We start from the raw sequence: 13,551 nt of genomic DNA on the forward strand, positions 1-13,551 counted from the left end.
GGTGATAAGGATGCTTTCTAAACATGATTCTATTCAGCGAGATCAACTTGAAAAGATTACTTTAGATCAACTGATCCAGCGAACCATTTGGCTCGTAAAATGGAGGCCGCCATTGTTTTGGGGACAATTGTACACCTGGAAATACGCATGATAGTCACATCTTAGAGCCACTTGTTGGACAAGTAATTGAAAAAGTTGGGAAACCAGAAGCTGTTGCAAGCAGATGCAAAAGAAAAGCATGGTATGCGTTGGACTCCTTTAAGGGGACTTAAAAATTGTCGATCAGGCGATGCTCACTTTCCCTGCAATGAAAGTAAAGAAGATGGCCAATTGGTCCTGGCAAGGTCTAAAAATGGCCTAACAGCTCGTAGAGACCCAATTCCATAAAAATTGAGAAAAATTCAAAGGGAATTTCAAAAGGGGTTCGGAATGTTTTAATTCCGAACCCCTTTTGTCTACAAACTGCCTTATCCGATTTTTTTTGTTTTCAATAGGTGTAATAAGTATGGATCGAGATTGCCAATTTTAAAAATTAAGTGCCTGATTTCAGAAAAGAATAATGTCCGGCCGCAAGATAAAGCAAAGGTAGTTTACGGGCCAAGCGAAGATATTTAGTTAGGCAGCATGAACCCGATAATCTCGGGCCCATGCCTTAAAATTTCAGCTTGATTCGTTGATGATTGCAGGAATGTATATAATCTTCTAGCTCTTGTCTAAAAAATGCACGATGCTCTCGAATTCCTGTAAATAAAGTAATTCAGATATTAAACATCTTTGACTCATTTTTAGGCTTTGTTCTTCAGTGTTTGTTAAATATTTTTTTAATCCACCGTTTGAAAAACGCTTTGACGCTTTTCTTTTTTATTACTTGAATGGCTTGATTTTTCTTCTCAATATAAATTACTTCATTGTTTATGGCATTATTTTCTGCTAGTACTAGACCCAAATCGGAGTTATGGTCTTTGTTGAGAACAATTTTGTAAGGAATATTATGACTTATTGCCAATTTAATATATTTCCCTAGATATTGATAGTCCATCTGACCATTTAAAAACAAATTTGAACGGGGATGCCGCTTCATCATTTGCTCAATCTCCGGATATACATTCATTTCAAAGACTTGGCTTTTTTTTAGGACGATGACGACTCGCTCCCGTAATGTACCCAGGAATTCCCTTCGTTCTTCAGGCTTGATTTCTTTTGGACCGTAGATTCCTTGCTCTAGATAGTCCTCCACTTTTAGGCGTGACAATTCTTTCCCACCTCCGGTTTCACTTCAATAATGTATGAAAAATGGCCAAAAATAGTGCCCATCTCCTTTGGAATGCTAAATGTAAAAAGTGGTTGGGGTTAACTTTCCCCTTTTGTAGTCTACCCTTCCTAAAAAAAATTGTCACCCTAGCTTCGCTTCATGCATAGGATAGTATATGTGTGAATGTAGGTTGCATAAAAGAGGGACGGGGAAAAACATGAAAAAATTAATTGTATTTGTATTGATATTCGCTTTTAGTTTTGTTGCGTTCAGCAATACTTCAGGTGCAGCGGCAAGACAACTGATCATCATCAATAAAGCCAATAACCAGCTAGCCTATTATGAAAATGATAAATTGGTGAAGGTGTTCATCGTGGCGACAGGAAAAAAATCCTCCTATACTCCTGAAGGAAAGTTCAAGGTCGTGACAAAGATTGTGAATCGTCCCTATTATAAAGGCAACATAAAAGGAGGAGATCCAAAAAACCCTCTGGGGAAACGATGGCTGGGGATAAATGCACGGAATACACCAGGTAATACGTACGCAATACACGGCAATAATGATTCTAAAAGCATTGGCAAATATATAAGTGCCGGTTGTATTCGCATGTATAACGATGATGTTCAATGGCTGTACGATAAAGTGGGAATGAACACTGTTGTCTTAATTGCCAGTTCGAATAAATCATTTGCTTCCATAGCTGCTACGAATGGATATAAGGTGAGCGGATCTAAAAGCCTACCTGTACAGAATACCTACATTTTCCTGAAGAAAGGAAGTAGTGGCCCCCAAGTAATTGAGCTACAAAAAAGATTAACAAAACTTGGATACAGCACTAAAGGAATTGATGGGGGATTTGGAAAAAATACCGAAATGGCTGTAAAGAAATTTCAAAAGGCTAAAAATCTTACATCTGATGGGGTCGTCGGACCACAAACAAAAAAAGCACTTGGACTTAAATAATTACTATTACTGATATCCCCTGATTAGAGGATATTTTTTTTTGTCTAAACTGTAACAAACCATACATTATTACCCATATTGTCTGTAATTTCCCACCACCACTTATTAGCTTTATGTTATAATTTTTACATAAACAGCTAATTATAATTGCACTGCATTACATATAAGGAGGTAATACAAATGTACGATGAACTTCTCATATTATCCATTAAGTCAATTTTTGTTATCGGCACCATCGCAATGTTTGTGATTTTAGGATTCGTAAAAGGACGCAAGTTTTAAATTACCCAATTCTTTATAATATCCTTATTGCCTGATTACTTGTATTATGTTCATACTGGTAATCAGGTTAATTTCACTCAGAAAAAAAGCATATCCTCACTGGGCATGCTTTGCTTTACCAATTCCAGTAATCCGTTTTATCTAAAAGTTGATCAATGTCAAATGTATCAATAAGGATTGGAACTGATTCTTCTGCAATCTCTTCAGTCGCTAGCAATAATTGGTCGATATCAATAATGGCCAAAATAGTCCTCTCCCTTTTTTAATGGTCTTTACCCTCATTTTTAATACATTAAACAGTTCGTTCAAAAGATATTTTATTAGAGGGTAGCCCTTTAATTTTACATTTGACAATTATTTAAGGTGCAGTGAACCATTTTTTTCAGATCCTTCCGGAGAAAGCGTATGTATCAATTTAACCAGTTTATAAAATGTCCCACTGCAGATGGTTACCTCGGGCAGATTATGAAAAATTGATTTTTTATTAATATGATAATTGTCTTTCTCAGGTGAATACAAAATAATTTTCTTATTTAATGATAAAGCATATCCAAGCTCATAAAGATTGCCTTTGCCTGCAGTTAGGAAGATCAGCATGAAATCAGCTTCCTCAATCCCCCTTTTTTCATATTCTCCAATACCTTCAGCAATTGGGTTATTCTCATCATCCTCAATTAAATTCCAGGCATTCACACATGTAAATCCTTTTGAAGTCAATTTCTTGATCAATGACCTTACTTGCTTCAAATTTTTTTCGTCTGATGCTATATAATATTTCACTCATACACCTCCAAAATATTTAACTATTGATACTTTTTACCTATATTAACTATACTATACATATTCGTTATAAAGAACGCAATATCCTTTCCCTAAAAATTAAAAATAATTAATGACACCGTTTCAATCAAAGAAATTTGAAGCGAAAAAAACCATCATTCCTTTACAGATAATGATGGTTTTTCGTAAAAAAAATTAAATGCCGGAGCTAACCTTACAAAAAGGATCATGTACTTATGTAAAAAAATTGATGATTTAGGGCTATTAGAACCACCGATCCATTTTTGTATAGATTTTCATTCTTATAACCTGACATTCCGGGTGATAAAGTATGATTAACCCTTCAAGAAATGCAAAATAAAAACCTTGTCCTCTACCCGGCAAGGTTTTTTTATTTTTCATATGTGATATTTTCTATTTCAATCCTGAAGGGTGCAGCCTCACATATATTAATTCCCCTATCTAGATTTACCTTTTCCAAATCACTTGCATCCGGTATTGTTTTTTTATCATGAATAAAATGTTCGACCATGGATTCCAATAATTCTTGAGCACAAGCTAAGGCATCTACCCGATTCCTACCGCTAACGGTAGAAATAATTCCTTCTCGCCTAAAATCCGGGAAACAAACTTGAACGGAAAAAGAGTCGATAATCAATGGGTGTTTTTCATAATAGAATACGGCTGGATACTCAAATATTTGAATGGTCAAAATATCATCCCTTCATACAATATATAGCATTTTAGTTAATTATAACATGAAATTCTATTAAAAATAGATTTACTTACTTTTTCTTTGTTTGTCAAGATTATTTTTACATTCAATAGGTTGTTATGTCCGTATCTACTACGAAACAAAAAAACACCAGAAAAATCAAAATCACGATAACATTAAGGATTATTCCAATAATGCTGCACACTTTACCAGCTGTCACTAAACCATTTCCTGATTCACCAGTAAGATTAATTTCTTGTTTACTCTTAGATGCAAATATTAAACCTAGAATACCCAATATGATGCCGATGAATGGAATAAGCAGGGACAACACCCCCATGATTAATGATACAATCGCTTTGCTGTTGGTTGGTTTAATTTCCGACATAAATACCACCTTCTTTCTTCCTCTTATATATACGGTTATTAAAAGCAAAAGATTCATATTTTTGTATTCACCATCTCTAAGATTCCTTGCTACCCTCCCGGTAAATTCCATACCCTTGGTCGGATCCTTACATAACATACCAGTTGATTTCAGAAATCCGTCCCCTTTTCGCCAACTGTCTGACAAGGCACCTCGCCGATAGCGTCTGTGAGGCCTCCGCCAGCCAGTTATTCGGCAGGAGTTTCGCGAATTTCGTCAATTTAATGAGTGTTTCATAAAACAGGGAAAAACCATAAAGTATAAACTAGTCTTAATTAAGGGTTCGGGATCAGACCTAGCCTACAGTTTTTTCTTAAAACGTTCCAGTTGATTGGAACGGAAGGTAGAAGTCTCCCCTGCAGAAAAGCGTGTCCAAGGGTGACCCACAGGCGCAAAGAACGCCTAGGGCCGTAAGCATATCGAGCTTCAAATGAAAAAAAGACAGCAATCGCTGTCTTTTCCGTCAATCCATTATCGCATCTTCAAATGGCGCTGAAAATAAACCACTTGGCGCCAACATATCCGTATCCGATTCACGGCTTTCCCCAACTACAATATATGAACCAGCTGGAAAAAAATCAAACATATCACTTTCCTTATGTATGATCAAGAAATATTCATATAAATCATCCATAAGTTCCTGATGTTCGTCTAATTTCATGATTTCTCCACATTCATCGATTTCAAAGTTTTCATTAATTGCATCTTGGAGTTCTTCATTATTTGAATACGCGATATAAAAATCCACATCTCCACACTCCATGCATAGCAGGAGTTTTTCTTCTAGTGCTTCTTCATAGGATTTCTGAACGACCGCTTTTAAAATGGCATCAATCCTTTCAGGATTAGTTAGTTTAATTTTAGTCTTGAACACAAAATCCCTCCCCAATTAAATACAAAGGCATTGAAAATTATATGACAGTTGAATGAAAAATAAAAAAAGTAAGCTCATACTTAGAGTACATAATCGAAAATCGGTAACTGTCCGTTTCCCATTAAATCCAAATACCATAGTTCGTTCCTTTTCCAGGGCGCCGGATCCCTTTGTAGTTTCCTCCCTTATTATAACTTGATAGGAATCCTCCGTGCATATATTAATTTTGCCCGTATATTTAGAATGATAATCTTCTATAATACAAAGAAAAAGATGATCGGAAGCGTAATCAAGCTTAATGAAGTACTAATGAACGTAGCACTTGATACGAATTCAGGCTCTGTATTGAATTGGAGTGCATACATCGTAGTGTTGGCCGCCGTTGGCATGGCAGCTACGATGATCATGATATGCCTGACCATATCATCCACTGGTAAGGCAAGTGATAACAGGAAAGCAATGGCTGGGGAAACAGCAAGTTTAAGAAGCAGTGAAACTGATAGTTTTCGGTAGGCAATATTTTTCAGTGAAACGTTGGCAAGCTGCATCCCGAGTGTAATCATGATTGTCGGAATCGCTGCATTTGCAACAAGGTGAATAGCTTCCAAAACCGAATTGCTTAATGGAATGTTCACTAACTGAAAAACCGCACCTGCAATAGCCCCATACACAATAGGCATCCTACATACTGCTTTAAGAGCTGTTTGAACCCCGTTTCCTTCCGGACTGCCCTTCGCTGCGAAATAAATGCCGATAGTGCACATCACTAACTGTTGACCCACCATCAGGATAATTGCATAATCAAGGCCTGCCGCACCGAATAGCAGGAAAATGACAGGTGTTCCATAATTCCCGTTATTCATGAATGCGGACGCCAAAATCATTCCGCTTGTTTCAGTGACTGTATAATTACGGAAGAACGATATAATATAGACTACCAAGACGAGAGAAAGGCAGAGTACTATCGTGAATAAGAACAGGTAAAAATAATTAATCGAAAATTCTGCTGAATAAAAGGTTCGAAACACAAGAAAAGGTGACATTAAATATAATGCCATCGTGGAAATGGATTTTGTATCAAGTTTAAACTTTTTCTGACCGACGAACCCTAAAACAAAAATACCGAATATCGGTAAAAGAACACCCAAAAACCCCATAATATCACCTTCATAATCCTAATGATTTTATTCTAACAATATCAGTTTTATAATTTTTTGTAAAAAATTCTTTCATACCGCTCCTGATTATTCTCGTTAAGTAATTAATTTCCTTTTTTTCGGAAAATTCCCTTCAGTTTTCGTCTTCAAATGGTATATTTTTATAGTATTCACGTTAAAAAGTAACAGTAAGCTTTTGGCTTATTAAATATGAAGGGGTGTTTTTTAATGGATGTAAAATTCATGGAGATGGCTGTTCGACTTGCATATGAAAATGTATTGGCAAAGAACGGAGGACCTTTTGGTGCAATAATTGTAAAAGATGGCACAGTTGTAGGAAGAGGATGTAATAATGTCACAACAGCCAACGATCCAACAGCTCACGCCGAAGTACAGGCGATTCGTGATGCATGCAGGCACCTCAACAGCTTTCAGCTTACAGATTGTGAAATATACACTAGCTGTGAACCTTGCCCAATGTGCATTGGTGCCATTTATTGGGCACGTCCAAAAGCCATTTATTACGCATGTACGAAGGAAGACGCTGCACACATCGGCTTTGATGATCACTTTATCTATCAGGAACTTGGCCTGCCAATGGAAAAGCGCATAATTAAAATGGAACAAATGTCTTTTAATAACCACGATTTACCATTCCGAACATGGGAGACCTATATTGAAAAAGTGAAATATTAATCGGTTATATTTTTGCCAAAGGGGTTACAGAATAGATGTCGCCGCAGGGAAAACGCCTGCAGATTGCGTCATTAAAAACGGTCAGATAATAGTTGTATTAAATGGTGATGCCCTATACAGGCGACATAGCTATCGTCGATGGTTTTTTCGCCTGTATAGGGAGTTATGAGCGTATTTCAGAAATCGATGCTGCCGGAAGTTTCGTCTCCCCTACATTCATTGATGGCCATGGCCATGTCCATATTGAATTTCCGATGGTCAGGCATTCTGAACTCTCAAACATTCTCCTTTTTCGTGGTGTTACCTGCATCGTTACAGAACCCCTTGAAATAGCCAATGTTTCTGGTAAAAAGGCATTCAATTTATGATTGAACAATCCGAGCATCTTCCTTTTGACTTCTACTTCATGATGCCATATTGTGTACCTACGACGGCGTTTGAACATTTTCGTGCTGCCTTAAGAAGTGAAGATTTAATTTCATTTTACCAAAACAAAAAAGTGATTGGTTTAGCCGAAGTGATGGCCACGCAGCTGGATTATCCGAACAACAGCTCGATGTTTATATGAGTGCCGGCATTAAAACGGATCATGAATGCACTGCATCGGAGGAGGCAAAAGAATGACTGCGAAAGGGAATGTATCTTTATGATCAGGGAAGGCACCGTTGCCAAAGACTTAATAAACCTGGTTCCAGCTATTAATGAGAAGAAATCCCGCCGTTGTTTATTCGTCACCGATGATCGGCACCTGGATGATATTCTATCTGAGGGGAGTATCGATCACAATGTTCGACTATCCTTAGAAACAGGTGTCCAGCCTATTACCGCCATTCAAATGGCGACCATAAATGCAGCAGAATGCTTTGGTTTAACGGAATATGGTGTCATAGCGCCTGGATTCAAGGCAGACTTCCTTCTATTAGATGATCTTGATTCAGTCATCATCCACTAGGTCTTTAAAGAGGGAGGCTTATGGTGCAAACTAATCGTTTACTTAACTTTCCAGCTGAAAAGGAACAGGCTATTGACGACGAGTTGAAGCACTCCGTTCAATTTCATGAAATAACGGAAGATGATTTGACGATACCTTTTAAAAATAAGCTTCCTTCTATTAATATTGAATAACTACAAACAGTTTGATTACAAAGCATTCGATTGAACCGGTTAGGGTTAATCATGGTCTATTCCAGTTCCCTGAACAAGTTGATCATATAAAACTGGCTGTAATTGAACGGCATCATTTGACCAACCAATTAGGTCTTGGGATCATAAAAGGGCTCGGATTGAAATCAGGCGCAATTGCCATGACAGTAGCCCATAATTCACATAATTTAATCATTGCCGGCACGAATGACCAAGATATGCTAATGGCCGCATAGGAAATCAAAAAGACCCAGGGTGGATTGGCGGTAATTCATAAAGAGAAAATACTAGCCTCCCTCCCACCCCCAATTTCTGGATTTTGAGTAAATGAACTTATATGATGTCGTTCATTCATTGAACGAATCGATGGTGCCCCATTGAAACTCGGTGCAAACAGGCATTTCAACCCTTTCCTTACACTTGCGTTCTTGGCGTTACCTGTCATCCCGGAAATTAAACTGACTGATCAGGGCTTATTTTCCGTTTCTGCGTTTAGGCATATTCCTATCGAAGTCTCAAAGCCAGTCGATAAAATTTTACCCCCTTGTCGTTTCTTTTCTTCTCGCCCCAGTAATTTCTAAATGAATCAGGTTCCAACTCGACTTAAACCGGGAAAAGGATATAATGCGTATCATCTATGTTAAAATAAAAATAAACACAAATCTTTCTTGGAGGAGATAAATATGGCAAAACATGATCAACAAACCATAATTGGATACATTGGCACTTACACAAAAGGAAACAGCAAAGGCATTTACCGCTTTACTTTAGATACAGCAGAAGGAAAACTCAGTACACCGGTTCTTGCAGCAGAATTAACCGATCCGACTTATCTCGCCATAAGCCAGGACAAGAAGAATCTCTACGCCATTTTAAAAGAAGCGGGCAGTGGTGGAGTTTCAGCCTATTCGATAAGTGAAGAATCTGGTGAGCTTACCTACTTGGGCAAACAACTGACACCAAATGGTTCTTCCTGCCATATAAGTGTCGACAGCAAGAAACAGGTTTTGGTCACTTCCAGTTATGGAGAAGGCGTGATTGAATCATATCCGCTTCAGAACGACGCGGTCCCTTTACCTTTATCATCCACTGTTCGACATGAGGGTCACGGACCTAATGAAGAACGTCAGGAAAAAGCACACACTCACTTCGCTGGTTTCACACCGGACGAAAGATTCATTGCTGTAGTCGATCTAGGAATAGATAAAGTGATAACTTATAAAATACATAATGGGATTATGGAAGAAGTAAACAGTTTATCCGTTGCACCAGGCAGCGGACCACGGCATTTGACCTTCCACCCAAACGGAAAATTTGCGTATGTCATGTCTGAGCTTGTACCAGAAGTCATTGTTTTAAGTTTCGACAGTCTAACCGGGAGTTTTTCTGAATTACAAACGGTCCGGACCATTCCCGAAGATTTCAAGGAAAACAGCCAGGGCAGCGCCATTCATATTTCTGATGACGGTAAATTCGTATATGCCGCAAACCGCGGACATGATAGTATAGCCGTTTACCAAATCAATCAAGAAACAGGCAAATTGGCATTCGTGGAACTGGTCAATTCCGAAGGGCATTGGCCACGAGATTTTTCATTGGACCCTAGCGGAAAATTCCTGATCGCTTCTAATGAACAATCAGGAAACCTGACACTATATGCACGGAATGAACAGGACGGAAAATTAACATTATTGCAAAAAGATGTTCAAGTTCCCTTTCCCGTTTGTGTGAAATTCCTTTAAAATCTCTCATTAAAAAAGGATTGAAGCTTTTACCACAGCTTCAATCCTTTTTTTATAATTTAATTCCATTTCTCCGCCATTTCGGGGAAATCTATAAATGGGTTTCGATTACCCTGAATCTCATGTATAGCCTGGTTTCTATGTTTTTCATAAGTGCTGACTGGAAAGAGCCGGTGCCATTCCATAAGCAGTGCCAGGTCAATATTGCCGTTATCGATGATACCCTCATACCTGAGTAAAAAATACATGGTAGCCCTCGCTACAATGCCTTTGCCGTATTCAGGTTCGAATTTACCTTCGTCTGATTTCCCGCAACCCGCTTTTATTCCGGCAGCCGATGCTTCTGGGATATAATCCTCAAAATCATGGTATGGATAGTTACCCCGGCTACTGTTACAAGTTGGTTCGCAGGCGAACAGATGGTGCAAATCCCCCCTCATCGGTTCTTTTTTATTGAACCATGATTGAGGTACGACATGTTCACAATTAACGAGCATGTTCTCCATCTTCGTTGATTCAATCCCTTTTGACAACTCTTCTAGTATACGGATATCTTCCTCAATGACTTCTATAGGATCCATTCCTTTACCGGAATACAGGCTTTTCAGCTTGCCATTTTCCTGTAAGTCAACCCAAGGGTAAACATGACGATGTGGTGAGTAGTTCAGCTGGTTTTTATGGGTTGCTACTAGTAGTTTCTTCAATCCTTCTCGGTCCAAGGAACCATCTTGATAGTATTCTCGCTTAAGTTCCTGATCTTTCGTTTCATCGTAGTATTCGCGGTTTTCATTGAAGTTCACATGCGCAGCCATTGCCATTTCCCGTTCTTTTTCAAGTATTTCAAAACTATTCTTCATCCACTCATCCCCCCGATTCTATTAAAACCTAACTTTTACCATAATTTAAGTTTAATAGAAATCCTTTGAGAAAAAAAGGTGCTTTAGAAGTGTCTAACGAAGAATTTCTATAAAATGGGTAAGGATTTTCGCTGTCATTCCCCAGATTACTCGATCGTTATATAAGTAAAAATATTCTTCCATTTGTTTTGGCTGCCATTTATAATTCTCCCCGCCAACAATTAAATCTTGGGGGAAGTTTTCATGTGGTTCTATTTTATATTTCACATGATATATCTCTGGCGGTTTTTCCATGAAAAAGGAAAGCGGTACACTAAAAATGGTTTCTACCTCAGCTGGATTAGGGATTATCCGTTGATGGTTACGAACAAATCCTGCATAAGGATATACAATCATCCCAAAAGGGGATACCAAATAATCAATTGGAAAGACATTATAAATATCTTCTTTTTTCAAACCAAGTTCCTCATATGTTTCCCTAAGGGCAGCCGATTGTTCATCATGGTCCGACTTGTCTATTTTCCCGCCTGGAAAACAGATATCCCCTGGCTGCCTCCTAAGTGTGTGTGAACGCTCTTCAAAAAGAACATGGATTCCATCTTCTTTTTCTATAAGCGGAACCAATACAGCATACTTTGAAAAATTCTCACTACCTAAAATTTCAGGGGTATGTAATGTGAGTTTTTTTGTTATATCTTCATTCTTCATGTACCACACCTCTTCTGAAGTTAATATTGACAATATGAAATCGGTATTTTTCAACCAATCATTATCATTCCATTTTCAAACATCCGCTATAACTAAGCAAGGAAAACGATTCCAAAAATTCCCCCTTTAATTCGTCATAGATCTCTTATTCTTTCTATCCTTGTATTTTAAATAAATATAGGCCTTTTAAAAATCTAAGTGATAGAGGAATTAAATCTTATCCATTACTCCAAATCTAACTTTTAGACACGAAAGGGAAATTTATTTTCTATTTAACCTATGGGATAAGCTAATTTATGTATGGACAAACCACAGCCTTTTAGCGTTTTTTTACGCGTTATACCCGGTCCTTTGACCATATATAAAAGCACCGTTCAAAGGTTCTGAACGGTGCTAAAACTAAACGCAGCTTCCTCAATTAAAAGGAAATATTTCCGAAAAAAACCGAATGTTAAAATAGGGAAAATCAACAAGTACATATTGAACTCTATTTATATACCGAATTTTCAGGAAACGTATTTCAAGGCTACCTATTCTATTTCTGAAGTTTTTTTATTTATAGTTCTGTTAGTGTTCGCTTTACAGTCATTACGATGAATAAGAAATCCTCTTCAGTGATACTTAGTGGGGGAGCGAGAGTCAGGACATTATTGAAGCCTGCAACTGTATCACCATTTTTACCTATAATCAGCCCCTTTTCTTTGCATGACGCAATCACTTTATTGATTTTGGAAAGATCGATCGGTCGTTTTGTCTGTTTATCTTCCACTAGTTCAATCCCTACCAACAAACCTTTCCCGCGTACATCCCCAACATTAGGATGAGATTTGATTTCTTCAAACTCTTGCAGAAAGCGAAGCCCTAACTCTTCAGACCGTTCTATTAGTTTTTCATTTTCATATATTTCAATATTTTTTAAAGCAAGGGCACAGGAAGCTGGATTGCCACCAAATGTATTTACATGTCGAAAGCGGTCATATTCATCTGAACCAATGTACGCTTCATAAATTTCACGTTTGACGGCTGTAGCGGATAATGGCAGGTAAGCGCTTGTGATTCCTTTAGCCATTGTTACGATGTCCGGTTTTACATCATAATTCATAAATCCGAATTTCTTTCCAGTACGGCCAAACCCGCAAATGACCTCATCCGAAATGAGCAGGACACCATTTTTCTCACAAATTTCTTTTACCCGCTTCATATATCCATCAGGTGGCATCAGGATTCCGCCTCCGGTGATGATTGGTTCCATGATTACCGCGGCCACCGTTTCGCCCAATTCCCATGTAATGGTACGGTCAATTTCAGCCGCACTTTTTTCACCGCTTTCATCCTCTGGGTTTCGGTATGAATCCGGCGGTGATACATGAAGAAAACCTGGGGCGAGTGGTTCATATTTAAACTTTCGTTGTGCTTGCCCGGTAGCTGCCAGTGCCCCCATTGAATTGCCATGATAACCTCGATAACGGGAAATGAATTTATAACGTCCATGTTCACCTTTTTGCTGATGATACTGTCGAGCAATTTTAAAAGCTGTCTCATTTGCTTCTGAACCGCTGTTAGAGAAGAAAATCACATAATCCCCACCCAGCCATTCATTTAACTTCTCTGCTAGCTTAATAGCCGGGATGTGGCTGTTCGTTAAAGGGGCATAAGGAAGCTCTTTCAACTGCTCGTAAGCTGCCTCGGCCAGCTCCGTACGACCATATCCTACGTTGACACACCATAAGCCTGACATCCCATCCAGGAAACGATTCCCATCAACATCCGTAATCCATGCTCCTTGCCCTTTTTGGACTACCATTGTCCCAGGGTTGGGTTCAGCCCCTTTCATATGATGCCAGACATATTTGCCATCCATCGTTTTAAGATCATGACCCTGTTTTTTAACGGGCATATGCCACACTCCTCCTATAATAATGTATAAAGCTATAAAGGAAGGTCGACCACAAAT

18 protein-coding genes and 2 pseudogenes are annotated in these 13,551 nt (G+C 38.3%); 9 read left to right on the forward strand and 11 right to left on the reverse strand.

Annotated features, from left to right (window positions below; translation table 11 throughout):
- Positions 1–219 precede the first annotated feature (219 nt).
- Positions 220–361, forward strand: a pseudogene (locus tag AC1DVK_RS18130) (IS5/IS1182 family transposase); the annotation flags it as partial.
- 438 nt (positions 362–799) lie between these two features.
- Here the strand turns inward: AC1DVK_RS18130 and AC1DVK_RS18135 are convergent.
- Positions 800–1,252 carry a YueI family protein gene (locus tag AC1DVK_RS18135; RefSeq protein ID WP_410863162.1) on the reverse strand — a complete coding sequence of 151 codons (453 nt, stop codon included), beginning with the start codon at positions 1,250–1,252 and terminating at the stop codon, positions 800–802.
- A 217-nt stretch (positions 1,253–1,469) separates the two neighbouring features.
- Between AC1DVK_RS18135 and AC1DVK_RS18140 the strand changes: the two genes are divergently transcribed.
- A complete protein-coding gene (locus AC1DVK_RS18140; protein ID WP_477627070.1) occupies positions 1,470–2,216 on the forward strand; it encodes a L,D-transpeptidase family protein in 747 nt (248 codons plus the stop codon).
- A gap of 397 nt (positions 2,217–2,613) precedes the next feature.
- Here AC1DVK_RS18140 and AC1DVK_RS18145 read toward each other — a convergent pair whose 3' ends face one another.
- The 7 genes from AC1DVK_RS18145 to AC1DVK_RS18175 all read right to left on the reverse strand — a co-directional run bounded on the left by AC1DVK_RS18145 (position 2,614) and on the right by AC1DVK_RS18175 (position 6,451).
- A complete protein-coding gene (locus tag AC1DVK_RS18145) occupies positions 2,614–2,742 on the reverse strand; it encodes a hypothetical protein (protein WP_284149524.1) in 129 nt (42 codons plus the stop codon).
- Positions 2,743–2,852: 110 nt separating this feature from the next.
- Positions 2,853–3,278 (reverse strand): nucleoside 2-deoxyribosyltransferase, encoded by a 426-nt coding sequence (locus tag AC1DVK_RS18150; protein WP_089364246.1) that lies wholly within the window; start codon positions 3,276–3,278, stop codon positions 2,853–2,855.
- Positions 3,279–3,669: 391 nt separating this feature from the next.
- Positions 3,670–3,990, reverse strand: coding sequence for a type II toxin-antitoxin system HicB family antitoxin (locus AC1DVK_RS18155; protein WP_061463409.1), 321 nt, complete (start codon positions 3,988–3,990; stop codon positions 3,670–3,672).
- A 109-nt stretch (positions 3,991–4,099) separates the two neighbouring features.
- Positions 4,100–4,381: a DUF4190 domain-containing protein gene (locus AC1DVK_RS18160; protein ID WP_061466093.1), complete on the reverse strand. Its 282-nt coding sequence runs from the start codon at positions 4,379–4,381 to the stop codon at positions 4,100–4,102.
- Between the two features lie 127 nt (positions 4,382–4,508).
- Positions 4,509–4,640 (reverse strand): hypothetical protein, encoded by a 132-nt coding sequence (locus AC1DVK_RS18165; RefSeq protein ID WP_477627071.1) that lies wholly within the window; start codon positions 4,638–4,640, stop codon positions 4,509–4,511.
- A gap of 243 nt (positions 4,641–4,883) precedes the next feature.
- Positions 4,884–5,294 carry a hypothetical protein gene (locus AC1DVK_RS18170; RefSeq protein WP_410863160.1) on the reverse strand — a complete coding sequence of 137 codons (411 nt, stop codon included), beginning with the start codon at positions 5,292–5,294 and terminating at the stop codon, positions 4,884–4,886.
- 254 nt (positions 5,295–5,548) lie between these two features.
- Entirely contained in the window at positions 5,549–6,451 is a 903-nt protein-coding gene (locus AC1DVK_RS18175) for an AEC family transporter (protein WP_410863158.1), read from the reverse strand.
- A gap of 228 nt (positions 6,452–6,679) precedes the next feature.
- On the opposite strand from AC1DVK_RS18175, the gene AC1DVK_RS18180 reads away from it, so the two are divergent.
- The 7 genes and pseudogenes from AC1DVK_RS18180 (at position 6,680) to AC1DVK_RS18210 (ending at position 10,032) form a co-directional block, all read left to right on the forward strand.
- Positions 6,680–7,147, forward strand: coding sequence for a nucleoside deaminase (locus AC1DVK_RS18180; protein ID WP_289320283.1), 468 nt, complete (start codon positions 6,680–6,682; stop codon positions 7,145–7,147).
- 101 nt (positions 7,148–7,248) lie between these two features.
- Positions 7,249–7,515, forward strand: a complete 267-nt coding sequence (locus tag AC1DVK_RS18185; RefSeq protein ID WP_477627072.1) for a hypothetical protein — start codon at positions 7,249–7,251, stop codon at positions 7,513–7,515.
- Complete coding sequence (locus AC1DVK_RS18190) at positions 7,512–7,715, forward strand: hypothetical protein (protein WP_477627073.1); 204 nt, start codon at positions 7,512–7,514, stop codon at positions 7,713–7,715. The genes AC1DVK_RS18185 and AC1DVK_RS18190 overlap by 4 nt, the downstream gene beginning before the upstream one ends.
- The gene (locus AC1DVK_RS18195; protein ID WP_477627074.1) at positions 7,716–8,099 is read left to right on the forward strand and encodes an amidohydrolase family protein; all 384 of its coding nucleotides are present in this window, start codon (positions 7,716–7,718) and stop codon (positions 8,097–8,099) included.
- A 23-nt stretch (positions 8,100–8,122) separates the two neighbouring features.
- Positions 8,123–8,272: a hypothetical protein gene (locus tag AC1DVK_RS18200; protein WP_477627075.1), complete on the forward strand. Its 150-nt coding sequence runs from the start codon at positions 8,123–8,125 to the stop codon at positions 8,270–8,272.
- A gap of 11 nt (positions 8,273–8,283) precedes the next feature.
- A pseudogene (locus tag AC1DVK_RS18205) lies at positions 8,284–8,871 on the forward strand (adenine deaminase C-terminal domain-containing protein).
- A 102-nt stretch (positions 8,872–8,973) separates the two neighbouring features.
- A complete protein-coding gene (locus AC1DVK_RS18210; RefSeq protein ID WP_410863153.1) occupies positions 8,974–10,032 on the forward strand; it encodes a lactonase family protein in 1,059 nt (352 codons plus the stop codon).
- A 59-nt stretch (positions 10,033–10,091) separates the two neighbouring features.
- Here the strand turns inward: AC1DVK_RS18210 and AC1DVK_RS18215 are convergent, their stop codons facing one another.
- The 3 genes from AC1DVK_RS18215 to AC1DVK_RS18225 all read right to left on the reverse strand — a co-directional run bounded on the left by AC1DVK_RS18215 (position 10,092) and on the right by AC1DVK_RS18225 (position 13,494).
- Complete coding sequence (locus AC1DVK_RS18215; protein ID WP_061463414.1) at positions 10,092–10,889, reverse strand: endonuclease I family protein; 798 nt, start codon at positions 10,887–10,889, stop codon at positions 10,092–10,094.
- A gap of 93 nt (positions 10,890–10,982) precedes the next feature.
- Positions 10,983–11,597 (reverse strand): NUDIX hydrolase, encoded by a 615-nt coding sequence (locus AC1DVK_RS18220; protein ID WP_089364254.1) that lies wholly within the window; start codon positions 11,595–11,597, stop codon positions 10,983–10,985.
- A 556-nt stretch (positions 11,598–12,153) separates the two neighbouring features.
- Positions 12,154–13,494, reverse strand: a complete 1,341-nt coding sequence (locus AC1DVK_RS18225) for an aspartate aminotransferase family protein (protein ID WP_289320276.1) — start codon at positions 13,492–13,494, stop codon at positions 12,154–12,156.
- Between the last annotated feature and the right edge of the window lie 57 nt (positions 13,495–13,551).

The organism is Peribacillus sp. P4_B1 (assembly GCF_056402395.1).

Excerpts from the sequence above, each read along its gene's own strand:
- AC1DVK_RS18185 (WP_477627072.1), top strand. The coding sequence starts at position 7,249 with ATGGTGATGCCCTATACAGGCGACATAGCTATCGTCGATGGTTTTTTC.
- AC1DVK_RS18180 (WP_289320283.1), top strand. The coding sequence starts at position 6,680 with ATGGATGTAAAATTCATGGAGATGGCTGTTCGACTTGCATATGAAAAT.
- AC1DVK_RS18175 (WP_410863158.1), bottom strand. The coding sequence starts at position 6,451 with ATGGGGTTTTTGGGTGTTCTTTTACCGATATTCGGTATTTTTGTTTTA.
- AC1DVK_RS18215 (WP_061463414.1), bottom strand. The coding sequence starts at position 10,889 with ATGAAGAATAGTTTTGAAATACTTGAAAAAGAACGGGAAATGGCAATG.
- AC1DVK_RS18225 (WP_289320276.1), bottom strand. The coding sequence starts at position 13,494 with ATGCCCGTTAAAAAACAGGGTCATGATCTTAAAACGATGGATGGCAAA.
- AC1DVK_RS18220 (WP_089364254.1), bottom strand. The coding sequence starts at position 11,597 with ATGAAGAATGAAGATATAACAAAAAAACTCACATTACATACCCCTGAA.
- AC1DVK_RS18190 (WP_477627073.1), top strand. The coding sequence starts at position 7,512 with ATGATTGAACAATCCGAGCATCTTCCTTTTGACTTCTACTTCATGATG.
- AC1DVK_RS18140 (WP_477627070.1), top strand. The coding sequence starts at position 1,470 with ATGAAAAAATTAATTGTATTTGTATTGATATTCGCTTTTAGTTTTGTT.
- AC1DVK_RS18210 (WP_410863153.1), top strand. The coding sequence starts at position 8,974 with ATGGCAAAACATGATCAACAAACCATAATTGGATACATTGGCACTTAC.
- AC1DVK_RS18160 (WP_061466093.1), bottom strand. The coding sequence starts at position 4,381 with ATGTCGGAAATTAAACCAACCAACAGCAAAGCGATTGTATCATTAATC.